Source organism: Pseudomonas sp. RSB 5.4 (assembly GCF_037126175.1).
In the GTDB taxonomy this organism is placed as follows: Bacteria; Pseudomonadota; Gammaproteobacteria; order Pseudomonadales; family Pseudomonadaceae; genus Aquipseudomonas; species Aquipseudomonas fluorescens_H.
Genome location: NZ_CP146986.1, coordinates 2,294,216 through 2,316,505 on the forward strand (window position 1 = coordinate 2,294,216; position 22,290 = coordinate 2,316,505).

The following is a 22,290-nucleotide window of genomic DNA, read 5'->3' on the forward strand; positions in this document are numbered from 1 at the left end:
ACATGACCCTGCGGCCGCTCTGGCTGAAGTCTTTCAGCGATTCGCGCAGGGCTGGCAGGCAAATCGGGTCTACAGTTAATAGCAGGTGCCTTGCTCACCAGGCGCTCACTGAGTCCTGTGCTTCGATGGAACTCCCTCCTTTCGCACACCTCTCACGCTATGTAGTACTTCCCTTTTGCTTCGCGCTTGTGGAGGAACACCGTCATGCGCAAGTTATTGCTCGTTTCGTCGTTAATCTTATGCCTGCCATTCGGCTCGGCCATGGCCCGTGTGGATGCCAAGGACGTCGCTACCTCGGCCGGGGTATCCGCTTCGCTTTATTCAACCTTCAAGGACCACAAGATGGTCATCCCCGCCCGTGACGACCTGACGGCATTTGTCGCCAGCGACGGAGCGATCCGAGGGGTCTATCTGGAGTCTGTATTGCAACAGGTGCGACAGGACAATCCCGGCATCAACGCCAGTGATGAAGAGCTGGCCAACGCGATACTGGCGCATTACGAAGGCCTGAATCAGTAACAGGCCCGTATAGCACCGCCGATGGATGGGAACTGAGCGACCATGGGCAAACTGGCCGAACGGCCTCTATGATGGAGGCCATGACGACTCCTTTGCCCATTCGCTCGCCCTGCCCACCCGGCGCCTGCATTTGCGGGCGCGATCCCTTGCTGGAAACGCCCGGCGCGGATATGCGCATCTTGCAGCTGACCCGGCAGGAAGAAAAGCGCCTGCTCGAACGTCTGGAAAACCTGCAGAGTCTGGCCGATCTCGAACGCCTGCAGCGCAAGATGTTCGAGCAGTTGGGCATTCGCGTGGACGTCGCACCGGGCTTCAATGAGGTGCGCACCATGCGCGGCATTGCAATCGTCATCGACGAACTGCCCGGCCTGTGCCGCAAAACCCGGCAAGCAATCCCGGCGGCGATCCGCCGAGGTCTGGAAAATCGACCGGAAATTGCTTTCGAACTACTCAACGCTCACGACCTGCTGCGCGACGCCTGATTACTTTTTCAGGCCCAGCCGTTTGCGCATGTCTGCGGTGATGCTCTGGCGGGTTTTCTTCAGGTCTGCCCACGGCTCGTCACCGACCTCCGCCAGGCGCTGGTGGACGTTGCTCACGTTCCACTGATCGGCCCCCTTCAGCTCGGCCACCTCTTCGCGATAAATCGGCACCGATACCGGCAAGCCTTCACGGGTGCGCGCGGCGTAAGCGCAGATCGTCGTCGCGCCAAGACCGTTACGCAGATAGTCGATGAAGATCCGTCCAACCCGATTCTTCGGCCCCGAAACCGCAGAAAACCGTTCCGGCAACAGCTTGGCCATATGGCTGACGATCGCGTGGCTGAAGTCCTTGACCTCATCCCACCCAAGTTTGCGCGTCAACGGCACCACTAGGTGAATGCCTTTGCCGCCGCTGGTCTTGAGGAACGCCTTGAGTCCCAGTTCATCGAGTACGGTCAGGGTCAGTGCCGTGGCTTCCACCATGCTTTTCCATGGCAATGCCGGGTCGGGGTCGAGATCGAGGACAAACCGGTCAGGCTTGTCCAGATCGACCGTGGTGGCGTTCCAGGTGTGCAACTCGACCGTGCTCATCTGCACCGCGCCGATCAACGCTTCGGCGTTGTTGATCAGCATCACCGGCTGACCAGTGACATCCTTGTCCAGCGTGGTGATGCCGGGAATCGCCAGATGCTCGGCGTTTTTCTGGAAGAACAGCTCGCCGGCGATGCCGTCCGGCGCCCGTACCAGCGCGACCGGGCGATCCTTGAGCTGCGGCATAATCCACTCGGCGACGCTGGCGTAATACTCGGCCAGTTGCATCTTGGTGGTGCCACTGACCGCATCGATCACCCGATCCGGGTGAGTGATACGCACCTTGCCGCTGGCCAGCCCCAGCTGTGATGGCGCCGGTTCGGCTTTCCTTGACTCAGCCGTTTTGTTTGATTCGCTAGCTTTCTTTGACGCGGCAGCTTTTTTCGCAGGGGTGGCTTTCGCTGAAGTTTTCACGGATTTCGCTCGCTCCTCGGTAATTGCCTTGGCCGGTTTGTCATTGCGCAGACCATGGAACACGGCGTGGCGTACCGAGCCGTCCTTGGTCATTTCAGCGAACGCCACTTCTGCCAACAGATTCGGTTTGAGCCAATGCACGCCTTTGGCTTCGAAGCCGCTCGGCGGATTGACCACCGCCGCCTTCTTCACCTGCAACGGTTTGAGCTGGGCGAGGATGCTTTTCAGCGTGGTTTCGTTGAACCCGGTGCCGACCTTACCGGCATAGCGCAACTCGCCGCTGTCGCGATCATGCAGGCCCAGCAGCAACGCGCCGAACGCACTGCGCGAACCTTTCGGATCGGTATAGCCGACGACCACGAATTCCTGCCGATGCTTGCACTTGAGCTTGATCCAGTCACTGCTGCGCCGCGACACGTAAGGCGAGCCGAGGCGTTTGCCGATCAACCCTTCCATCTGCATCTGGCAGGCGCTGTTGAGCAGTGCGTCCGCCGTTTCGTCGAAGGCTTCGGAGAAGCGCAGCAACGGCTGCTCATGCCCGCCGAGCACCGTGGACAACGCCGCGCGGCGCTCCTCGACCGGCACTTCGCGCAGGTCGACACCGTTGAGGTACGGCATGTCGAACAGGTAGTACATGATGCTGGCGCTGCGCCCGGCTTCGAAGGCGTTTTGCAGCGCCTGAAAGTCCGGTACACCGCGTTCGTTGGTGACCACCACTTCGCCGTCCAGCCATGCGGATTCAAGGCCCAGCTCAGCGAGGGCTTGCGCCTGTTGTGGCAGTTTGTGCGTCCAGTCGTGACCGTTGCGGGTGAACAGTTGCACCTGATCGTGATCGATGCGCGCCATGATCCGATAGCCATCGAACTTGATCTCGTAGCTCCACTGCCCTTCGGGTGCGCTGTCGACCAGGGTCGCCAGTTCCGGCTTGAGTTGCGCCGGCAGTTTGGCCTTGCGTGCTCCGGTGAGTGTTCCGGACGCCGCTTTGCGAGGTTTGGCCGCAGACTTTTTCACAGGTTTGGCTTGCTCGGCGGCGAGCCTCGGTTTGCTGATCAGGGTACGTTCGCTGAGCACACTGTCCGGCTCTGCACTGAGCACGTCATAGTCGTCTTGCGGGCGGGCGGCGCTGTCCTGATGTTTGATCAGAAACCAGTTTTCCTTCTTGCCCGGCATGTGCGTGCGCACCAGATTCCAGATGCCGGAGAGCTTTTCGCCTTGCAGCTCGAACTTGAGTTTGCCCTTGGCGTAAGCCTTGGTCGGATCCTCCAGCGGAATCCACACGCCGCGATCCCAGACGATCACATCGCCCGCGCCATAATGCCCTTCGGGAATGCTGCCCTCGAACGTCGCGTAATCCAGCGGATGGTCTTCGACGTGCACCGCCAGGCGCTTGACCTTTGGATCGAGCGACGGCCCCTTCGGCACCGCCCAGCTCTTCAGCGCGCCATCGAGCTCCAGGCGAAAGTCGTAATGCAGGTGCGAAGCGTCGTGCTTCTGAATGCAGAACTGCAGCGCATGGTCGCTGGCCTTGCTGCGGCCACGGCGTTTGACGGCGGCGGGCTCAGACGTCGCCGAAAAATCGCGCATGCGGTTGTAGTCGTCGAGGTTCCTGGTCATGGCGCACCTGCCTTGTGTCAGCCAATGCGGGTCACAGTCAGCGCGACCACGGCGATCCGGTCCACTCGCTGGTAACCGGGGTTCAACAACTCTTCACCGAACACGTCCGGGTCCAGTTCGCGATAGGTCCAGGCGAATCGCGTCGAATCCAGGCGCGGCACCACCGTATCGAAAAACGGATCGCGGCCATCGACCATGGCCACGCCGGTGTAGAGCAGCAACGAACCACCGGGGGCCAGCCGATTGAGCGCCTGCTCGACGATACGCAGCGACAGTCCGGCGCCGAGCGAGCCACCGCCATGCCGATAGGCGCGCCCGGCCGGGTCGGCCATGTACGGCGGGTTGGCGACAATCAGGTCGAAGCTGCCTTCGGTGCCCTGCAACACATCGCTGGCCTGCACCTCGACATTGGCGACCTCGGCCAGTGCCGCGTTGATCGCGGTCAGGCGCAGCGCGGCGGGGTTGATGTCCACCGCCAGCACTTGCGCTTCACGCCGGGCGCGGGCAATCAGAATCGCCCCGACACCGGCACCGCAGCCGATGTCCACGGCACGCTGGATCGGCGCGAAACTCTGCTGCAGATGCGCGTGAATCAGTTGCGCAAAACGGTAGGTGTCGGGACCGAAAAATACCGAGTCGGCGGCGTCGGTGGGAAATCCCGAATGCACGAACAGCAAGTCATCCAGACTCGACCAGCGCACCCGGCTCTTCAAGCGGCCGTCGTAGACGTCAATCACTTGTGCATCCTGCAATTGCCGTTGTTCGTCGGCAGACAACAGCCCCGGCTCGAACGGGCGCGACCAGCCGAAGACGTCGCGCAGGGTGTCGGCGACCTGCCCTTCGTCACGCTGGTTGACGCGCTGATGAGTCAAGGGCGTCGGCGTGACGAAACGGTAGCCGTCAGCCTGCAAGCGCCGGCCGAGTTGCAGCAGTGTCAGGTCGTTGGCGGACAGTTGTTCTTCCTGATTCATGGAGATTTCCTTAGCGCAGACTGGATTTGAGTTCGATGAAGCGACGTGTCGCCAGCAGCCCCGCCGGGTGCGCGTGCCGGGCCGGTGACAACCATGGGATCAGCGTCGCCATTTGCGCGTGTCCGCCCTGACCTTGCAGCGCGGCCGTCAGGCGCTGCACATCGGGATCGTGTTCGGGCACGGCGGCGTCCGGGGTGGCGACCTGACGAGTGCGTCTTGGCGCCTGGGCTTTCTCGGACGGCGTCCAGTCGCCGGCAATCCAGTCGTGCAGCAGCTGCTTTTCATAGGGGCTGAACACGCCGAACATCGCCGCGCCGTCGCCATCGATCAACTGCCAGAAGCGGCTGGCCTGCGGATCTTGATTGCGCTTGATCCAGCCTTTGTCCTGCATCGCCTGAAGGAATCCGGGCAGTTGCTCGGGGGTGGCCAGCCACTGATTGACGGTTTTGCCTTCGAAGCGGCAGTAGTCGGAATGCATGTGCTGACCGAACGGACGTTTGCGCTCGAGCATCGCCAGCACTTCCTGTTCAAGGTTGAAACCTTCGATGATCGCGCGGCTGCCCTGTCCCAGGTCATTGAGTCGATAGCCCAAAGACACCCGGCGCAAGAATTCGCCACGATCAGCTTCCAGTGGCAGCAGGTCGAGCACCGACTGCACGGCTTTTTGCGCATGGCCGGTGCTGGCGTTGTCGATGGTCACGTGGAGGGTGAAGTAGTACGGATCGATGCCCAGCTCGCTGAGTTCATAGGCACTGATCAGCAAGTGCAGCGGCAATTGTTCGTAGCCGAGGTTGTAGCCGATCACCTCCGGCAGAAAGCTGTCGCCACAGGCACCGAGTGCCAGTTGCAGCGCGCCTTGCAGATAGCGTTCATCGGCAATCGCGCCGGCGTCCTGCAAGCCGTGTTCAGCGAGCAGTTTGCGATAGATCACCACATGATTCTGCGCAGGATTGCCGTCGCCGAGTTCTTCCAGATAGGTACACAGCAACCTGTCGAAACGCGGGTCGCGCCACTGCGGCAACAAACCGTACAACCACGCGCCATCCACCAGTTTGGTCGGCGCCACGGCTTGCAGAAAATACAGCGCATGGGCCTTGTTGCTGAAGAACTGACGCGGCCCGCCAGCCTGGCGCTGTTGCAGGTAGTCGGCGTATTGCCGGGCAATGTCGGTGCAATGTCCGGCGACCCAGTCCTGCCAGGCAGACGGATCCTGCGGTAGCGCTTCGGGTAACAGCGCGGCACGTTGCAACTGCTCGGCGAGAAAATCCTGCGCAAGATTTTCAGGCTGATCCTCGAGCAGCAGTGCCTCATAAATACGCCGCAATTCACCGTTGGCAGTGATGGGCTGGTGCTGCGCACTCGGCGCATGCAGAGGGGTCAGGGCAGTCATGTCAGTGTTCTCGCTCGGTTGGCCGGTCAGGGCGTTGTTTCACGCCTCTACAGCAGCAGAGCAACCGCTACGGAGAAAAATTCAATCGACATGAAAATCGCCCTGACGGACGGCCGGATCAGCGCCATTTCTCTTTCACTTGACCACTGTAGGAGCTGCCGAAGGCTGCGATCTTTTGATTTTGTCTTTTACGATCAAGATCAAAAGATCGAAGCCTTCGGCAGCTCCTACATTTACATCGTGTAATGGCTTGGCCGAGCGGGTTGTTTTTGGAGCGCTAGTGTTCAAGGACGATGTTTACGGAGGGCAATGGAATGCCTGAAGCTGCAAAAGCCTGCGGTTTACGTAAGGGACGTTATTCGGAGGTTGGGCGGGTTTATATGCTGACGGCGGTGGTTGAGGAGCGTCGACCGGTTTTTTCGGATTGGAGAGCGGGACGACTATTGGTAGGACAGATGCGGGCTGCCGATCAAGCGGGAATGGTTCATTCGCTAGCCTGGGTTGTGATGCCGGACCACCTCCATTGGCTGGTCGAATTAAAACAAGGCTCTCTGGCGCAATTAATGTGCCGCGTCAAATCGCGCAGTAGTCGCTCGGTCAATCTGCTGCAAGGCAATTCGGAGCCGCTGTGGCAACGCGGATATCACGACCGGGCCTTGCGTCGCGATGAAGACCTTAAAGCGGCCGCCCGCTACATTGTCATGAATCCATTGCGGGCAGGTCTTGTGCAGCGTTTGGGTGATTACCCGTTGTGGGATGCTGTCTGGCTCTGAAGGTCAAAAGATCGCAGCCTTCGGCAGCTCCTACATTGGAATTCGTCTCTGTAGGAGCTGCCGAAGGCTGCGATCTTTTGATTCTGCTTTAAACCGTCCCCTTGGCCTGCTGTTCCAGGTGCACCTGCAATTGCGGGTCGATCTGCAACGCGGCAGCCAGTTCATCCAGGTAGGTGCGTTCGGCGTCTTGCTGATCGTCCACCAGGATCACGCTGACCAGGTACATTTCGGCGGCCGTCGCTGGGTCGCCTTTGGCCGCCTGCGCGACTTCGTTCGCATCCAGCGGTTTGGCAACTTCAGCGTTAAACCATTGCTGCAATCCTGGATCATCGGTGTGTTTGCCAATCTCTTCATCGATCATTTGCCGTTCCCGTGCGTCGATCTCACCGTCAGCCTTGGCTGCCGCGATCAGCGCCCGCAGCACAGCATGCCCGTGTTCCTCGACTTCGGGCCCAGCCAGCAGATTTGCGGTTGGCGGAATCTGCTGTGGCGCCGCCGACGCCTGGCTGCGTTGCCAAGCCTGATACGCCTGGAACGCCATCATCCCCAGCGAGGCCAGTGCCGCATAATTGGTGCCGCCGGAACGACTTTGTGTACCGCCGCCACCGAGTGCCCCGCCCAGCGCGCCGCCCAATCCACCGCCACCGCCGCCAAGCAAGCCCCCCAGCAATCCACCCAAACCGCCCAGCCCACCGGACTGCGCGCCACTGGCGCCGGTACTCGCGCCGCCGCCCAACAGGCCTCCGAGCAAGCCGCCCAGTCCGCCCAGACCTGCGCCGGCCGAGGCGCCACTAGATTGTCCCGCCGAGGCCTGGCCTCGTAGCAGTTGTTCGAGCAAATCGCTGGTGTTCATGATCTCGTCCTCAGGCATTGGCAATAACTGCGTCAGGCAACGATAGACCGCCGACGCCGGCGCGCCAGCACCGTTTGGCTGACACCGGCTGCCGTCGGCGGATTTCGCCGAGGTATTTTTTGTGCGGCCAGCTAAGATTCAAAGGTGATGAACCTTATCCCGGCCTGACCGGTCGATAGCTGCAACCCGACCCGGTTTGCCGGCGCCCTTTGCCAAAGGGTGATAACCGGCTTGCTTCATTTATCTGGAGAACGCCCCTGTGATATCGACCGTACACATCGCCAGGCTCAAAGCATGGGGCGCCCATGGTTTTACCGCGACCGGCGTGGTCACTGCATTTCTGGCGACCCTCGCCCTGCTGGAGAACCAGCCGACCCATTGCCTGATGTGGCTGGGCGTGGCGTTGATCGTCGACGGCCTCGACGGGGCGCTCGCACGCAAGGTCAATGTGCAATCGGTGCTGCCGAGTTTCGATGGTTCGATCCTCGATTTGGTGATCGATTACCTGACCTACGTGTTCATCCCGGCGCTGTTTATCTACCGCTACATTCCCCTGCCCGACTACACCTTGCTGCTGAGCGTGTCGCTGATTCTGGTGTCGTCGCTGTTCTGTTTCTGCAACGTCAACATGAAGAGCAAGGACAACTATTTCGTCGGCTTCCCCGCCGCGTGGAACGTGGTTGCCCTGTGCCTGTACATCATCAATCCGGGGCCGTGGATCACCTTTTTGACCATCATCGGTCTGGCGCTGTTGACCGTCACCCGCATGAAATTCCTCCACCCCTTCCGCGTGCGACGGTTCATGCCGATCAACATCGCGGTCACGGCGATCTGGCTGCTGTGCAGCCTGTCGCTGGTGCTCAATCACCCGGTGATCAATCCGCTGGTGATGGGTTTGTGGCTGCTGGCGTCGGCGTACTTTCTGGGGATCTGCATCTGGCGTACGGCGCTGGAGTGGGTTGATGGGGCGCATTTGAAATAGCGCCATACCTGTCAAACACCATTCCCCTGTAGGAGTGAGCCTGCTCGCGATGGCGGTATGTCAGTCGGATATTTTTCTACTGACACAGCGCCATCGCGAGCAGGCTCACTCCTACAAAGGTTTCATTGATCTTTCAGCGTTTGGTGATGACCACCTCAAGGTACTCGCTCGGCACCACCAGCGATCGCTCTCCCACCCGGTTCGAGCGGTTGAGCAGGTCCGCCAGATCACTCTCCAGCGCCTGCCCGCTTTCCGGCGGCAGTGCCGCAAAGGCCTTGTGCACCGGCCCGTACCAGTGGCGGAAAATGTCGATGAAATGCGCCGCCGAGCGATAGCGGAAGTTGAACGTGCGCCGCGTGACCTGCAGCAGGAACTGGCGCTCATCGAAGTGGCTGTGCAACCACGCTTCGGTGCCCCAGTTCGACGGCGGCTGGGCCACGGCGGGCGGCGGCACGTGGCGGCCGAGGACTTTGAACATCTGGCCGACGAAGCCTTCCGGCGTCCAGTTCGCCAGGCCGATCCGCCCGCCCCGTCGGCAGACCCGCGCCAATTCCGCAGCCGCGGTGGCCTGATCCGGGGCGAACATCACGCCGAACGTCGAGAGCACCGCGTCGTAACTCTCGTCGGCGAACGGCAATGCTTCGGCATCGGCGACCTGAAAAATCACATCAAGATGCTCGGCCCGCGCCCGATCCTGTCCACGCTCCAGCAACGCCGCGACATAGTCGGTCGAAGTCACCTGACAACCGCGCCGCGCCGCCGCCAGAGTCGCATTGCCATTGCCGGCGGCGACATCCAGCACCTCCTCATCGCAGCGCAAGTCACAGGCCTCGGCGAGGTTTTCGCCGACGATCTGCAAGGTGGTGCCGATCACCGCATAATCGCCGCTGGCCCAGGCGACTTTCTGGCGCTCTTTCAGGCCCGTCAGATCAATGGGGGTACTCATCAATCGTGCTCCGCTGCAGGTTGGGGGGACTGGCCCACTCACTCCACTATCGCGCCGAGGGTCAACGGCGTCCCAGTCAATCGTCCGAAGAGCCGCTAAAACAGTGGCCGGGCCGATGAGTGGCGGGATTTTGTAAAGCCCTCGAAACACTGGCGGGATTGCCACGGGCGGGGCAATCGGCTCTCATGCCTTCCCGTCTTCCGCGAATGGATTCCCACAATGTCCCTGCGTCTCGTATGGCTCGTCGATCATCTGCAGCACAGCGACACTTACGCCGAGTGGATTCACCGCCAATTTGCCTACGAATACGCCGAGCAACCCTTGGCCGAATGGCAACGCGAGTTCTCCGCCGGCCAGAGCAATGGCGACTGGCCGTGCCTGATTGCGCTGGACGGTGAGCGCCTGCTCGGCGGTGCGGCGCTGGCCCGAGCGGATCTGGCCCTGCGCCCGGATCTCGGCCCGTGGCTGGCCTGCGTGTTTGTCAGCCCTGAAGCCCGGGGCCAGGGTCTGGCAGAGCGTCTGATCGAAGGCATCAGCCAGGCGGCGAAACAGCGTGGCTTCGCGCGTTTCTATCTGCATACGCAAAGCAAGCAGGACTACTACGCCAAACGTGGCTGGACCGTGCTGGAGCGCTTTCGGGCCTGGGACAACGATCAATGGCTGATGGTGCGCGACCTGTGAACGGGCGGCGACTGGCACTAAACGACGGAATGGAGCATCACAAATCCACGTGAGAGCGGGCTTGCTCGCGAAAGCGGTGTGTCAGCTAGCCGATTAGTTGACTGATACAACGCCTTCGCGAGCAAGCCCGCTCCCACAGGGGGATTGTGTGAGCCACAAACGCTGCATCTTGCTCCAGCCCGGCTAGACTGATTCATTACCCGGTCGAGGGGGAATGCAGGACGGAGTCAGCTGTGCCCTGCCCACTTCTGTGACCACTGCCCTGCGGCCCATGCCTCGACATCGTTTTGCCACCGGACGGTGATCCTGTATCAGGAGCACTCGTGATGGACGAATCAAGGCTCAATGCATTCATGGGCAAACTGGTCAACGACATGGGCGGCGCCGCAATGCTGGCGAACGTGATCGTTGGCGAAGAACTCGGGCTGTACCGGGCAATGGCCGACAGTCAGCCGATTACCCCGCAAGCCCTCGCCGAAAAAACCACCTGCAACCCGCGCCTGGTGCGCGAATGGCTCAGCGCCCACGCCGCGTCCGGCTATATGGAACACCACGATGGCCAGTTCCGTCTGCCGGAAGAGCAGGCGCTGGCCCTGGCTGTCGAAGACTCGCCGGTGTATGTCGCCGGCGGACTCGGTGTGGTGGCGTCGTTCTTCCACGACAAGGACAAACTGGTCAAAGCCATGCGCGGCAACGGCGCCCTGCCCTGGGGCGATCATCACCCCTGCATGTTCAGCGGCACCGAACGCTTCTTTCGCCCCGGCTACAAAGGTCACCTGATCGCGGAATGGCTGCCGGCGCTGGACGGCGTGGTCGCCAAACTCGAAAAAGGCGCCAAAGTCGCCGACATCGGCTGCGGCCACGGCGCCTCGACGGTGCTCATGGCGCAGGCGTTTCCCAACTCGCAATTCGTCGGCTTTGACTTCCACGCGCCGTCGATCACCGTCGCCACCCAGCGCGCCGAAGAAGGTGGCGTCAGCAGCCGGGCGAAATTCCTCCAGAGCACTGCCAAAAGTTACCCCGGCAGCGACTACGACCTGATCTGCTACTTCGACTGCCTGCACGACATGGGCGACCCGGTCGGCGCTGCGCGGCATGCGTTTAAATCGTTGAAGGATGACGGCACGGTGCTGCTGGTCGAGCCGTTTGCCAACGATGCGCTGGACGACAACATCAACCCGGTTGGGCGACTGTTTTACGCGGCCTCGACCTTTATCTGCACGCCGAATTCGCTGTCGCAGGAAGTCGGGCTGGGGCTGGGTGCGCAGGCCGGAGAAATGCGCTTGCGCAAGGTGTTTGCCGAGGCCGGTTTCAAGCATTTCCGCCGGGCGACGCAGACGCCGTTCAATCTGATTCTGGAGGCGCGCAAATAGATCACCGCTATCACCTGTGGCGAGGGAGCTTGCTCCCGTCGGGTTGCGAAGCGACCGCAACAACAGGCCTGCTGCGCAGTCCAGCGGGAGCAAGCTCCCTCGCCACAAGGTTAATGCTAACCTGCGGGCATCGTCCTCCCCGGAGCGCTGACCATGCTCGACAGCCCGACCCGCGAACAACTCGACATCTTGCACCAGGCCATGGTCGATGGCGATTTCCTGGTGCTGACCGGCGCCGGTATCAGCACGCCGTCGGGCATCCCGGATTACCGCGACAGCGAAGGAGTGCGTCGTGGCCGGCAGCCGATGATGTATCAGGAATTTCTCGCCGCCCCGGAATCACGTCGTCGCTACTGGGCGCGGGCCATGCTTGGCTGGCCGCGGGTGCGTCAGGCGCGGCCCAATGCCGCGCATCAAGCACTGGCCGATTTGCAGCGCCGGGGACTGATCAGTGCCTTGATCACGCAGAACGTCGATACCCTGCACGATCAGGCCGGCAGTCAGGACGTGATCGAATTGCACGGCAGCCTGCACCGGGTGCTGTGCCTGGATTGCGGCCAGCGCAGCGCGCGTGACGACATTCAGCAGCGGATGGTCGAGCAGAATCCGTATCTGGCCGGGGTCGACGCGGTGCAGGCGCCGGACGGCGATACCCTGCTCGACCCGGCCTTCGAAGCACGCTTTCAGACTCCGCAGTGCCCGTATTGCGCCGGTGAACGGATGAAGCCGGACGTGGTGTTTTTCGGCGAGAACGTGGCGCAAGCGACAGCGGCGCGAGCCATGGCGGCGGCAGAGAATGCTGCGGGATTGCTGGTGGTGGGTTCGTCGCTGATGGCGTATTCGGCGTTTCGTCTGTGCCGGGTGATTGCTGATCGGGGCAAGCCGTTGCTGGCGATCAATCTGGGCAAGACCCGCGCCGATGATCTGCTGGATCTGAAGATCGAGGCGTCATGCGAGCAACTGCTGCCGCTGCTGGTGCAACGCTTGACTTCCTGAACCGATGATTACCCTGTGGGAGCGAGCCTGCTCGCGAAAGCGTCCTTTCAGCCAAGACTGTCCTCGACTGATACCCCGCCTTCGCGAGCAAGCCCGCTCCCACAGGATCAATGTTCGGCCTTGAGAATATCGAACAGTGCCTGCGCCGCCGCCGACAGTTCATTGCCCGGCTCAGTCAGCACGCCAATCGCCCGTTCTACCGAGTCATTCAAGGTCAGGCAACACGCACCCAGTTCCTGCATCTGCTCGGCACACAACGCCGGTACCGCACTGACTCCCAGCCCGCTGGCAACCATGCGCCCAACCGTTGCCAGTTGATGGCTTTCGAATTCCACCGGCAGTTTCAGGCCCCGGGCCTGCAAGTGTTCTTCGAGCATCACCCGTACCGTCGACGGCCGTTGCAGGGTGATGAACGGTTCCTGCAGCAAGGTCTGCCAGTCGATTTCGCCAAGCCCGGCCAGCGCTGAATCCTGTGGCACCACGGCGACAAAGCGGTCCATGTACAGCGGGGTAAACGTCAGCGAGGTGTTCTGCATCGGCTCGAATGCCACGCCCAACTCCACCTGCCGGTCGCGGACCATCTCCAGCACTTGCTCGTTGATCACGTCGTTGACCGTGACATTGACGTTCGGATAGCGCGCGCGGAACGTCTTGAGGATCGGCGGCAGCAGGTTGCCGGCAAACGATGGCATCGCCGCCAGCGTCACCCGTCCGCGTTGCAGGCTGAAGCGCTGGCGCATTTCGTCTTCGGCGTTGTCCCAGTCGGCGATCAGGCGCCGGGCCAACGGCAGCAGCGATTCGCCTTCGGCAGTCAGCGCCACGTTGCGCGTGTTGCGGCTGAACAGCCGCCCACCCAGCCCCTCTTCCAGCGCCTTGATGGTCAGGCTCAGTGCCGATTGCGACAGGTGCAGGCGCTCACAGGCCACAGCGAAGCTCAGGCTCTGGGCCACGGCGAGAAAGGCGCGGATCTGTTTGACGGTCATACTGGATAGCGCCCTTGCGCGATATTGCCGGATAAACGCCATAACCACTGTAGGAGCTGCCGCAGGCTGCGATCTTTTGATCTTGATCTTAAAAACAACATCAAAAGATCGCAGCCTGCGGCAGCTCCTACAGGGATAGCGTCAACTATTGAGCTTTATCAATCAATCAACCTTAAAAATCAACTTAACAAATATATCCCTCAGCGAGACACTCCAGTCATTCGGCTAGCCAGCCGCCCGACAAACAATAAAAGAGGTGCATATGGCAGGTTTTGACAAGCGCGTGAGTTCCTACGAGGAAGCTCTGGCGGGCCTGGAAGACGGCATGACCGTAATCGCCGGCGGCTTCGGCCTGTGCGGCATCCCGGAAAACCTGATCGCCGAGATCAAGCGCAAGGGCACCCGCGACCTCACCGTGGTTTCCAACAACTGCGGCGTCGATGGTTTCGGCCTCGGTGTGCTGCTGACCGACCGCCAGATCAGCAAGGTGATCGCCTCCTACGTCGGCGAAAACAAACTGTTCGAAGAGCAACTGCTCAAGGGCGAGATCGAAGTCATCCTGACCCCGCAAGGCACCCTCGCCGAGAAAATGCGCGCAGGCGGCGCCGGCATCCCGGCCTTCTTCACCGCCACCGGCGTCGGCACCCCGGTCGCCGAAGGCAAGGAAGTGCGCGAGTTCAACGGGCGCAAATACCTGATGGAAGAGTCCATCACCGGCGACTTCGCCATCGTCAAAGGCTGGAAAGCCGACCATTTCGGTAACGTCATCTACCGCCACACTGCGCAGAACTTCAACCCGCTGGCCGCCACCGCCGGCAAGATCACTGTGGTCGAAGTCGAAGAAATCGTCGAGCCCGGCGAGCTGGATCCGTCGCAGATCCACACCCCCGGCATCTACGTCGACCGGGTCATTTGCGGCACGTTCGAAAAGCGCATCGAACAGCGCACTATCCGCAAATAATTCAGGCTGACGGAGAATAAAAACATGGCACTTACCCGCGAACAAATGGCTCAGCGCGTCGCCCGCGAAATGCAGGACGGCTACTACGTCAACCTCGGCATCGGCATTCCGACCCTGGTCGCCAATTACATTCCCGAAGGCATGGAAGTCATGCTGCAATCGGAAAACGGCCTGCTCGGCATGGGGCCTTTTCCGACTGAAGACACCATCGATGCCGACATGATCAACGCCGGCAAACAGACCGTCACCGCGCGCATCGGTGCATCGATTTTCAACTCCGCCGAATCCTTCGCGATGATCCGCGGTGGGCATGTCGACCTGACCGTACTCGGTGCGTTCGAAGTCGACGTCGAAGGCAACATCGCTTCGTGGATGATTCCCGGCAAACTGGTCAAGGGCATGGGCGGCGCGATGGATCTGGTGGCTGGCGCCGACAACATCATCGTGATCATGACCCACGCTTCCAAGGACGGTGAGTCCAAACTGTTGGCCAAGTGCAGCCTGCCGCTGACCGGCGCCGGCTGCATCAAGCGCGTACTGACCGACCTCGCCTATCTGGAAATTGAAAATGGCGCTTTTGTCCTCAAGGAACGCGCACCTGGCGTCAGCGTCGAGGAAATCGTCGCCAAAACCGCTGGTAAACTGATCGTCCCGGATCACGTACCGGAAATGCAGTTCGCTGCCCAGTGAGGAATTCGAAAATGCAAGACGTCGTAATTGTTGCCGCCACCCGCACCGCGATCGGCAGTTTCCAGGGTTCTCTGGCCAGCGTGTCCGCGGTGGATCTGGGCGCTGCGGTGATTCGCCAGTTGCTCGAACAGACTGGTCTGGACGGTGCGCAGGTCGATGAAGTGATCATGGGCCAAGTACTGACTGCCGGCGCCGGCCAGAACCCGGCGCGTCAGGCGGCGATCAAGGCCGGCCTGCCCCACGCCGTGCCGGCCATGACCTTGAACAAGGTTTGCGGCTCGGGCCTGAAAGCCCTGCACCTGGGCGCGCAGGCGATCCGTTGCGGCGATGCCGAGGTGATCATCGCTGGCGGTCAGGAGAATATGAGCCTGTCCAACTACGTGATGCCGGGCGCACGCACCGGTCTGCGCATGGGGCATGCGCAAATCGTCGACACCATGATCAGCGATGGTCTGTGGGATGCGTTCAACGATTACCACATGGGCATCACTGCCGAAAATCTGGTCGATAAATATGAGATCAGCCGCGAGCAGCAGGACGCCTTCGCCGCCGCTTCGCAGCGCAAAGCGGCGGCTGCCATCGAGGCCGGGCGCTTTGTCGATGAGATCACGCCGATCCTGATCCCACAGCGCAAAGGTGACCCGGTAGCGTTCAAGGTCGACGAACAACCACGCGGCGACACCACCGCCGAATCGCTGGCGAAACTGCGTCCGGCGTTCAAGAAGGACGGCAGTGTCACCGCCGGCAACGCTTCGTCGCTGAACGACGGCGCCGCTGCGGTGATCCTGATGAGCGCCGAGAAAGCCAAGGCCCTGGGCCTGCCGGTGCTGGCAAAAATCGCCGCGTACGCCAACGCCGGCGTTGACCCGGCGATCATGGGCATCGGCCCGGTCTCGGCCACTCGCCGCTGCCTGGACAAGGCGGGCTGGAACATCGGCCAACTCGACCTGATCGAAGCCAACGAAGCTTTCGCTGCGCAATCGCTGGCAGTGGCCAAGGATCTGCAATGGGATCTGGACAAGGTCAACGTCAACGGCGGCGCCATCGCCCTCGGTCACCCGATCGGTGCGTCGGGTTGCCGGGTGCTGGTGACGCTGCTGCACGAAATGATCAAGCGTGATGCGAAGAAAGGTCTGGCGACCCTGTGCATCGGCGGCGGTCAGGGTGTGGCGCTGGCGCTGGAACGCGCTTAATCCAAGAGTTCACAGCTCGCGGTGGATCCACGACATCCGCTGCTCGCTGGCAACAAAAACCCGGTGCGACTTGCGTTGCACCGGGTGTTTTTTTGTCCTTTGAAATTTGCAGTGAATGTTCCTCCCTCTTCGCGAGCAAGCCCGCTCCCACAGGGGAATGCATTCCAGGGTGGGAGCGGGCTTGCTCGCGAAGGGGCCAGCTCAGGCTACAGATAAACCAGGGCTCACACCGCCATCTGCAAAATCAACCAGGCATTCGCCCCACTGATCACCGCAAACAAGCCCCACGCCAGCACCCTGGTCGGCAGTCTATTCACAAACGGCCCCATCAGCTGTTTGTCGCTGGTCATGCGAATCAGCGGGTACAGCGCAAATGGCAGTTGCAGGCTGAGCACCACCTGACTCAACACCAGCAACTTGCCCACCGCGTTATCCCCCATCAGCCACACGCCGATGAACGCCGGGATCAGTGCCAGTCCGCGAGTGATCAAACGCCGCTGCCAGCAGGGAATCCGCAGGTTCAGATAACCCTCCATGATCACCTGTCCGGCGATGGTCCCGGTGAACGTCGAGCTCTGTCCCGACGCCAGCAATGCGACGCCGAACAGCACACTGGCCAGCGCGCCACCGACCAGCGGGTCGAGCAGGTGGTAGGCGTCCTGAATGTCGACCACGTCGGAATGCCCTGACTGGTGAAACGCAGCCGCCGCCAGAATCAGAATCGCCGCGTTGACCAGCAACGCCAGCGCCAGTGAACCGATGGTGTCGATGCGTGCCAGGTTCACCGCGTCCTGCTTGCTCGCCAGGTCCTGGCCGATCATCCGCGTCTGCACGATCGAGGTGTGCAGGTAGAGGTTGTGCGGCATCACCGTGGCGCCGAGGATGCCGATCGCCAGATACAGCGGCGCGGCATCGCTGATCGCCGAAAGCGACGGTTTGAAGCCAGCGAACACGTCTGGCCAGTAGGGTTTGATCAGTACCAGTTCAACGAAGAAACACACGCCGATGGTCGCCACCAGCACCAGCATGATCGCCTCCAGCCGACGGAAGCCACGGTTCTGCAGGGCCAGTACCAGCAGCGTGTCGAAGGCTGTCAGGGCGATGCCGAAGGTCAGCGAACAGCCGAGCAACAAGTGGAATGCCAGGGCGCAACCGAGCACTTCGGCCAGATCGGTGGCGATGATCGAGATTTCCGCCAGCACCCATTGCAGGCGTGCGGCCGGCGTGCTGTAGCGCTCGCGGGACAGTTGCGCGAGATCGCGCCCGGTGGCAATCCCCAGGCGCGAACACAAGCACTGCACGACCATCCCCGCCAGACTCGCCAGCAGCACCACAAACAGCAAACTGTAACCAAAACGCGAACCGGCCTCGATGGCCGTCGCCCAGTTGCCCGGGTCCATGTAGCCGATCGACACCAGCAATCCGGGACCGGCAAAACGCAGCGCACGTTTGAAAAACGAGGCGCGGGGATCGACTTCCACACTGCCGGCCACTTCCGGCGGGCAGAACGGCGCAGTGGCAATTTTGGGTAAGCTGAATTTCACGCACACATCCAGAAACAAGTCGGAAAGTCGCAGCTTAGACGTTTCAGTTGAACCCTTGAAGAGCAAAAGATCGCAGCCTTCGGCAGCTCCTGGAGTGCAACGCATTCCAATGTAGGAGCTGCCGAAGGCTGCGATCTTTTGATCTTAACGACTCACACCCAGTAACTGCTGACGCAACTCGGGGTTACGGGTACGCGGATCCAGCCAGATATCGAAAAACGCCCGGGCAAACTGCGGATCATCGATTTCATGCTGCAACTGCTGACCGACAAAAAACCGTGCGCCCTGCCCTGGCAGATACACGCCTGTAATCCGTGTGCCAGCCTGCACATCGACGAACGATTGCTCCATTTGCCCTTGCCACGCGGCCAGTTGTGCCGGACTGACTCCCGAGCCGGCCAGCCGTTTGATTTCATCGACACTGGCCTGCACCAGATCGTCACGGGAGATCTTGCGCCGATAGATCAGCTCCAAGGCGAAGGGTTGTTCGGTCGACAACGGGCGTGCCGCGCTCCACAACCGAGCGTTGTAGACGTCGAAACCGAACACACTGAAATCCCCGGTGCCGATGATTTGCGCGCCGGGCACGGCGTCCTGCCAATTGGCCCAGGTCGGCGTGAGTAACAACGCCCACAAGCCGATGCCACAGCACCCACGCAGCAACTTCGATGGTTTGCTCATCGCGGTATCGACTCCGGTAAACCCTGATCTTCAGAGCATAGCGGATATCACCCGTAGGCTTTGTATACAAAAACTGTCGATCAATGCGCCAATCGGTTACCTTGGCCACTTCCTTCCCCGAGGCCTCCCGCGTGCTGATTCTCAAATTACTGCTGATCCCCGGATTTCTGCTGCTGATTTCCCTCGCCGGCAAGCGCTGGGGGCCGAGCGTGGCCGGTTGGCTGTCGGGGTTGCCGGTGGTGGTCGGGCCGATTCTGTTTTTCCTCGCCATCGAACAGGGGCCGCAGTTTGCTGCGCAATCAGCGATCGCAGCGCTGTCAGCGATGTTTGCCATGATCGCGTTCTGCATCACCTACGCGCAGGTGGCGCAGCGGGCGAACTGGCCGTGGGCGTTGACGGTTTCGCTGTCGGTGTGGGCGGGACTGGCGCTGGTGTTGTCGCTGATTCCGCCGTCGCTGCCGTTCTCGATCGCTGCGGCGGCGACTGCCCTGTTGGCGGCGCCGCACCTGTTTCCCGACGTGCAACCAGTGTTGAATGGCCCGGCGCCGAAGTCGGACAAACTGATCTGGCGCATGATTGCCGGCGCGGCGCTGACGCTGCTGGTGACGATGCTCGCGAGTACCGTGGGTGAGCGCTGGAGCGGCCTGCTCGCGGTGTTCCCGGTGCTCGGCAGTGTGATGGCGGTGTTCTCGCAGCAGACCCGCGGCCCGGCGTTTACCGCGGCATTGCTGCGGGCGACGGCGATCGGCATGTACTCGTTTTCGGCGTTTTGCCTGGTGTCGGCGCTGACCCTGCCAAGCCTGGGTCTCAGCGGATTCATCGCCGGTATCGCGGTGTCGGTGGCCATGCTCGGCGTCACTCGCAAGTTGCTGGCTCGACAGGTCCCGGCAAAGGCCAACCACCCCAAGGCTGACGCAAACGCCTGACAAACCGCGCTGGAATGCCAGGCATGCTCCGTGGGATCATCGCGGCCCTGGCGCGACCATCCCTCGGAGATTCACATGTCATTGCTCAGCAAGAAAGCCGTCGTCCTGTTGCTGGCGGCGGTCGCCGGTCTCGGCGCCCTCAACGCCCAGGCAGCCAAGCCCAAGGAAAAGGCCTCGACCAACAACGTGTCGATGCTCGACGGCAAGTTCACCTTCGTCCTGCCCAAAGGCTTCACCGCCGACCCGCTGCCGGCCGGGCCAACCGGTGCCAAGGGCACGATGTACACCAATCAGGCGACCAAGACTGTGGTCATCGCCGCCGAAAACCAGATCGCCGGTGGCGCCAGCGTCAAGGACAACGACAACGAATTTCTCGATGGCAGCCTGGCGAGTTTCATTGATGATCAACGCAAGGCTCTGCCGGATTTCAATAAGCTCAGTGAAAAAAGCCTGACCCAGAAAAGCAGCGGCCTCGGTGTGCGTCAGGTCGACAGCACCGCCACTCAGGGCGGCGGCCAGACACTCAACACCACCCTGCTCGCCGCCTCCGGCAAGCGCATGGCGCTGGTCCAGGTGATTTCCCGGGCCAACGACAAGAGCGGTCACGATGCACTGGTGAAAACCATCCTCAAGGACAAGTGATCGTCACGGATTGAGCTGCTGCAGCCAGGCATTCAAGTCGCGCAGCTCGGCCGCACTAATGCTGTGGCCGACGCCGGGATAGGCGTGAAACTCGGGTGTGTAGGCGAGTTTTTGCAGCAGCGCATTGGCCGCGGTGCCGTCGCGGTACGGCACCCGATCATCGGCGGTGCCGTGGCCGATGAAAATCTTCAGCGGCAACGGTTGTTGCTGCGCCTTGAGCTCGGTTTTCAATACCGGCAACAGCCGTCCGCTCAACGCCGCGATGCCACCGACCGCCACGGGCGGACGCAAGCCCACTTCGTAGGTCATCATCGCGCCCTGGCTGAAACCGATCAGGTACACCTTGTCCGGGCTGGCGTGATATTTCTGCGCTGCCTGCGCGACAAAATCCCGCAACTTCTGGCCGCTGGCCTTCAGATCATCGGTCTCGCCGTTGTAGGCACCTTCGCCTTTCTTGCGAAACCACTGGAAACGCCCTTCGCCCAACGCCAACGGCGCCTGCACCGACAAGTAGTTGTACTGCGCCGGCAGCTGAAACTTCATACCGATCAGATCGGCTTCGTTACTGCCGTAGCCGTGCAGAAAAATAACCAGTGGCCGAGTGTCAGCGTCCGGGTGAACCTGTTCGATGTACTTCAGTGGCAAGTCGCTTTGCAGCGTGGTTTGCGCATGGACGGCGCTGGACGCCAGGAGGGTTAACAGGGCAAACGCCTTCAACATAAAGCCTTCCTTCACAGAGTGTCGGGTTCGTCGGTGAGCCTAACACTCTCTGAAGATTGTGGTGCTGGCGAGACCGCTATCGCGAGCAGGCTCACTCCTACAGGGACAACGCATTCCAAATGCAGGAGTGAGCCTGCTCGCGATGAGGCAAGAAAATCCAAGGAAATCTGTCAGTCGTTGATCAGCTTGCCCACCCGAATCGGCTCGCGCCCCGCCACCTTGGCCTGCCAGATCCCCGGCTGGGTGTAACGCCCGCGATCAATCGCAAACAGCACGCCGCTGGTGCCGGCGCGCACGGTGGTGAGCCGGTCATTCAACGGATCCACCACCTCGAACAGCGCATCGCCCTTCTCGACCCATTCCCCGGCATTGCGCAGGAAGCTGACCACGCCATGGTGCGGCGCAAACAGGTATTCGGTGCCTTCGAACGGCATGCCTTCGCAGCATTCGCTCGGTGCCGCCGGCCATTCGCCGCTGATGAAGCCCTGCTCGGCGAGAAAGCCGAGAATCGCTTCGCAATTGGCCTGGGCCTGATCGACCCGCGTGTCGCCCATGCTGCCCAGTTCCAGGGTGGTGGCGAGGTTAGCCGGAGGAATCGCCGCGTTCGGGAACGCCCGCGCCAGGCGCAGCCACGGCGACGAGCATGATTCGTCGAACGAACTGCCACCGGAGTCTTCACACAACAGCGCAACGCCAGCCTTCAGTCGCGCCGCCAGCGATTGCCAGCGCGGCCAGTGTTGGGGCAGCGCGTAGATGTGAATCGCCGCTTCAAAATCGCAATGCAGATCAAGAGTGATGTCGGCGTCGCAGGCATGGCGCAGCAGCAAGCGGTGCAGTGCTTCCAGTTGCGAGGCCGGGGCTGGCAGCTCATCGAGCACCTGCCCCATGGTCTGGCGGATCAAGGCGATGTTGGCCTCGGCATCGCTGCCCAGTTGCTCGCCGATTCGCGCCGCCACCGGCGCACTGAGTTCAACAAACGAGCGGTTGAAATTCTTCCCGCTGCCCAGCTCGAAGCGGCCCATGTGGCTGCCCTGCAGGTGCTGGTCGAGGCCGATCGGATTGGCCACCGGCACCAGCTCGATCACGCCTTGCAGACGACCCTGCTGTTCCAGCTCGTTGAGGCGTTGTTTGAGTTCCCATGCGGTGCGCATGCCCGGCAGTTCGTCGGCGTGCAGACTGGCCTGGATGTACACCTTGCGAGTGCCCGCGCCGTAACGGAAGACGCTGAGGGAACGTTCGCTGCCCAAATGGCTCCAGGGCAGAACATGGTCGATGCGTTGCATGGGTAACTCCTGAAAATTGAATCGGCGAAAATCCCCTGTGGGAGCGGGCTTGCCCGCGAAGGCGGTGTATCAATCAATGATT

22 protein-coding genes are annotated in these 22,290 nt (G+C 61.4%); 12 read left to right on the top strand and 10 right to left on the bottom strand.

What is annotated here, in order from left to right:
* Positions 1–204: 204 nt before the first annotated feature.
* Together V9L13_RS10175 and V9L13_RS10180 are read left to right on the top strand one after the other, a co-directional pair.
* Positions 205–519, top strand: coding sequence for a DUF2388 domain-containing protein (locus V9L13_RS10175; protein ID WP_003226153.1), 315 nt, complete (start codon positions 205–207; stop codon positions 517–519).
* An 80-nt stretch (positions 520–599) separates the two neighbouring features.
* Complete coding sequence (locus tag V9L13_RS10180; protein ID WP_338802413.1) at positions 600–1,001, top strand: hypothetical protein; 402 nt, start codon at positions 600–602, stop codon at positions 999–1,001.
* Here V9L13_RS10180 and ligD read toward each other — a convergent pair whose 3' ends face one another.
* The 3 genes from ligD to V9L13_RS10195 are packed head-to-tail and all read right to left on the bottom strand — an operon-like array spanning position 1,002 to position 5,981.
* Positions 1,002–3,620 (bottom strand): DNA ligase D, encoded by a 2,619-nt coding sequence (ligD, locus tag V9L13_RS10185; protein ID WP_338802414.1) that lies wholly within the window; start codon positions 3,618–3,620, stop codon positions 1,002–1,004.
* Positions 3,621–3,637: 17 nt separating this feature from the next.
* Positions 3,638–4,591, bottom strand: a complete 954-nt coding sequence (locus tag V9L13_RS10190) for a class I SAM-dependent methyltransferase (protein WP_103484851.1) — start codon at positions 4,589–4,591, stop codon at positions 3,638–3,640.
* Between the two features lie 10 nt (positions 4,592–4,601).
* A complete protein-coding gene (locus V9L13_RS10195) occupies positions 4,602–5,981 on the bottom strand; it encodes an iron-containing redox enzyme family protein (RefSeq protein ID WP_338802415.1) in 1,380 nt (459 codons plus the stop codon).
* A gap of 314 nt (positions 5,982–6,295) precedes the next feature.
* Here V9L13_RS10195 and V9L13_RS10200 point away from each other — a divergent pair, with 314 nt between their 5' ends.
* Positions 6,296–6,754, top strand: a complete 459-nt coding sequence (locus tag V9L13_RS10200; protein ID WP_262141554.1) for a transposase — start codon at positions 6,296–6,298, stop codon at positions 6,752–6,754.
* An 88-nt stretch (positions 6,755–6,842) separates the two neighbouring features.
* Here the strand turns inward: V9L13_RS10200 and V9L13_RS10205 are convergent, their stop codons facing one another.
* Positions 6,843–7,607 (bottom strand): tellurite resistance TerB family protein, encoded by a 765-nt coding sequence (locus V9L13_RS10205; RefSeq protein ID WP_338802416.1) that lies wholly within the window; start codon positions 7,605–7,607, stop codon positions 6,843–6,845.
* A gap of 259 nt (positions 7,608–7,866) precedes the next feature.
* Between V9L13_RS10205 and V9L13_RS10210 the strand changes: the two genes are divergently transcribed.
* A complete protein-coding gene (locus tag V9L13_RS10210; protein WP_003226166.1) occupies positions 7,867–8,589 on the top strand; it encodes a CDP-alcohol phosphatidyltransferase family protein in 723 nt (240 codons plus the stop codon).
* Between the two features lie 133 nt (positions 8,590–8,722).
* Here V9L13_RS10210 and V9L13_RS10215 read toward each other — a convergent pair whose 3' ends face one another.
* Entirely contained in the window at positions 8,723–9,535 is an 813-nt protein-coding gene (locus tag V9L13_RS10215; RefSeq protein ID WP_201137221.1) for a class I SAM-dependent methyltransferase, read from the bottom strand.
* Between the two features lie 219 nt (positions 9,536–9,754).
* On the opposite strand from V9L13_RS10215, the gene V9L13_RS10220 reads away from it, so the two are divergent.
* From V9L13_RS10220 to V9L13_RS10230, 3 genes are all read left to right on the top strand, one after another.
* Positions 9,755–10,216, top strand: a complete 462-nt coding sequence (locus V9L13_RS10220; protein WP_338802417.1) for a GNAT family N-acetyltransferase — start codon at positions 9,755–9,757, stop codon at positions 10,214–10,216.
* A 326-nt stretch (positions 10,217–10,542) separates the two neighbouring features.
* Positions 10,543–11,589 (top strand): class I SAM-dependent methyltransferase, encoded by a 1,047-nt coding sequence (locus tag V9L13_RS10225; protein ID WP_338802418.1) that lies wholly within the window; start codon positions 10,543–10,545, stop codon positions 11,587–11,589.
* Between the two features lie 153 nt (positions 11,590–11,742).
* A complete protein-coding gene (locus V9L13_RS10230; RefSeq protein WP_338802419.1) occupies positions 11,743–12,585 on the top strand; it encodes an NAD-dependent protein deacetylase in 843 nt (280 codons plus the stop codon).
* A 107-nt stretch (positions 12,586–12,692) separates the two neighbouring features.
* Here V9L13_RS10230 and V9L13_RS10235 read toward each other — a convergent pair whose 3' ends face one another.
* Entirely contained in the window at positions 12,693–13,568 is an 876-nt protein-coding gene (locus tag V9L13_RS10235; protein ID WP_338802420.1) for a LysR substrate-binding domain-containing protein, read from the bottom strand.
* 262 nt (positions 13,569–13,830) lie between these two features.
* On the opposite strand from V9L13_RS10235, the gene V9L13_RS10240 reads away from it, so the two are divergent.
* Genes V9L13_RS10240 through V9L13_RS10250 form a run of 3 tightly spaced genes read left to right on the top strand, consistent with a single transcriptional unit; the run spans position 13,831 to position 16,412 of the window.
* Positions 13,831–14,529 (top strand): CoA transferase subunit A, encoded by a 699-nt coding sequence (locus V9L13_RS10240; RefSeq protein WP_103485108.1) that lies wholly within the window; start codon positions 13,831–13,833, stop codon positions 14,527–14,529.
* Between the two features lie 24 nt (positions 14,530–14,553).
* Entirely contained in the window at positions 14,554–15,219 is a 666-nt protein-coding gene (locus tag V9L13_RS10245; RefSeq protein ID WP_003226176.1) for a CoA transferase subunit B, read from the top strand.
* An 11-nt stretch (positions 15,220–15,230) separates the two neighbouring features.
* Positions 15,231–16,412, top strand: a complete 1,182-nt coding sequence (locus V9L13_RS10250; RefSeq protein ID WP_027611652.1) for an acetyl-CoA C-acetyltransferase — start codon at positions 15,231–15,233, stop codon at positions 16,410–16,412.
* Positions 16,413–16,636: 224 nt separating this feature from the next.
* Here V9L13_RS10250 and V9L13_RS10255 read toward each other — a convergent pair whose 3' ends face one another.
* Both V9L13_RS10255 and V9L13_RS10260 read right to left on the bottom strand, forming a co-directional pair.
* Positions 16,637–17,956, bottom strand: coding sequence for an Nramp family divalent metal transporter (locus V9L13_RS10255; RefSeq protein WP_338802421.1), 1,320 nt, complete (start codon positions 17,954–17,956; stop codon positions 16,637–16,639).
* Between the two features lie 144 nt (positions 17,957–18,100).
* Complete coding sequence (locus V9L13_RS10260; RefSeq protein WP_338802422.1) at positions 18,101–18,637, bottom strand: chalcone isomerase family protein; 537 nt, start codon at positions 18,635–18,637, stop codon at positions 18,101–18,103.
* 131 nt (positions 18,638–18,768) lie between these two features.
* On the opposite strand from V9L13_RS10260, the gene V9L13_RS10265 reads away from it, so the two are divergent.
* Together V9L13_RS10265 and V9L13_RS10270 are read left to right on the top strand one after the other, a co-directional pair.
* A complete protein-coding gene (locus tag V9L13_RS10265; RefSeq protein WP_338802858.1) occupies positions 18,769–19,563 on the top strand; it encodes a hypothetical protein in 795 nt (264 codons plus the stop codon).
* Between the two features lie 75 nt (positions 19,564–19,638).
* Positions 19,639–20,205 carry a hypothetical protein gene (locus tag V9L13_RS10270; RefSeq protein ID WP_338802423.1) on the top strand — a complete coding sequence of 189 codons (567 nt, stop codon included), beginning with the start codon at positions 19,639–19,641 and terminating at the stop codon, positions 20,203–20,205.
* 3 nt (positions 20,206–20,208) lie between these two features.
* On the opposite strand, the gene V9L13_RS10275 is transcribed toward V9L13_RS10270, so the two are convergent.
* On the bottom strand, positions 20,209–20,925 hold the full coding sequence (locus tag V9L13_RS10275; protein WP_003226190.1) for a prolyl oligopeptidase family serine peptidase: 717 nt from the start codon (positions 20,923–20,925) through the stop codon (positions 20,209–20,211).
* A 170-nt stretch (positions 20,926–21,095) separates the two neighbouring features.
* Positions 21,096–22,208 carry a succinylglutamate desuccinylase/aspartoacylase family protein gene (locus V9L13_RS10280; RefSeq protein ID WP_338802424.1) on the bottom strand — a complete coding sequence of 371 codons (1,113 nt, stop codon included), beginning with the start codon at positions 22,206–22,208 and terminating at the stop codon, positions 21,096–21,098.
* Positions 22,209–22,290 lie beyond the last annotated feature (82 nt).

Coding starts and splice junctions, on each gene's coding strand:
- V9L13_RS10175 (WP_003226153.1), top strand. CDS start 205: ATGCGCAAGTTATTGCTCGTTTCGTCGTTAATCTTATGCCTGCCATTC.
- V9L13_RS10180 (WP_338802413.1), top strand. CDS start 600: ATGACGACTCCTTTGCCCATTCGCTCGCCCTGCCCACCCGGCGCCTGC.
- ligD (WP_338802414.1), bottom strand. CDS start 3,620: ATGACCAGGAACCTCGACGACTACAACCGCATGCGCGATTTTTCGGCG.
- V9L13_RS10190 (WP_103484851.1), bottom strand. CDS start 4,591: ATGAATCAGGAAGAACAACTGTCCGCCAACGACCTGACACTGCTGCAA.
- V9L13_RS10195 (WP_338802415.1), bottom strand. CDS start 5,981: ATGACTGCCCTGACCCCTCTGCATGCGCCGAGTGCGCAGCACCAGCCC.
- V9L13_RS10200 (WP_262141554.1), top strand. CDS start 6,296: ATGCCTGAAGCTGCAAAAGCCTGCGGTTTACGTAAGGGACGTTATTCG.
- V9L13_RS10205 (WP_338802416.1), bottom strand. CDS start 7,607: ATGAACACCAGCGATTTGCTCGAACAACTGCTACGAGGCCAGGCCTCG.
- V9L13_RS10215 (WP_201137221.1), bottom strand. CDS start 9,535: ATGAGTACCCCCATTGATCTGACGGGCCTGAAAGAGCGCCAGAAAGTC.
- V9L13_RS10220 (WP_338802417.1), top strand. CDS start 9,755: ATGTCCCTGCGTCTCGTATGGCTCGTCGATCATCTGCAGCACAGCGAC.
- V9L13_RS10225 (WP_338802418.1), top strand. CDS start 10,543: ATGGACGAATCAAGGCTCAATGCATTCATGGGCAAACTGGTCAACGAC.
- V9L13_RS10230 (WP_338802419.1), top strand. CDS start 11,743: ATGCTCGACAGCCCGACCCGCGAACAACTCGACATCTTGCACCAGGCC.
- V9L13_RS10235 (WP_338802420.1), bottom strand. CDS start 13,568: ATGACCGTCAAACAGATCCGCGCCTTTCTCGCCGTGGCCCAGAGCCTG.
- V9L13_RS10240 (WP_103485108.1), top strand. CDS start 13,831: ATGGCAGGTTTTGACAAGCGCGTGAGTTCCTACGAGGAAGCTCTGGCG.
- V9L13_RS10245 (WP_003226176.1), top strand. CDS start 14,554: ATGGCACTTACCCGCGAACAAATGGCTCAGCGCGTCGCCCGCGAAATG.
- V9L13_RS10250 (WP_027611652.1), top strand. CDS start 15,231: ATGCAAGACGTCGTAATTGTTGCCGCCACCCGCACCGCGATCGGCAGT.
- V9L13_RS10260 (WP_338802422.1), bottom strand. CDS start 18,637: ATGAGCAAACCATCGAAGTTGCTGCGTGGGTGCTGTGGCATCGGCTTG.
- V9L13_RS10270 (WP_338802423.1), top strand. CDS start 19,639: ATGTCATTGCTCAGCAAGAAAGCCGTCGTCCTGTTGCTGGCGGCGGTC.
- V9L13_RS10275 (WP_003226190.1), bottom strand. CDS start 20,925: ATGTTGAAGGCGTTTGCCCTGTTAACCCTCCTGGCGTCCAGCGCCGTC.
- V9L13_RS10280 (WP_338802424.1), bottom strand. CDS start 22,208: ATGCAACGCATCGACCATGTTCTGCCCTGGAGCCATTTGGGCAGCGAA.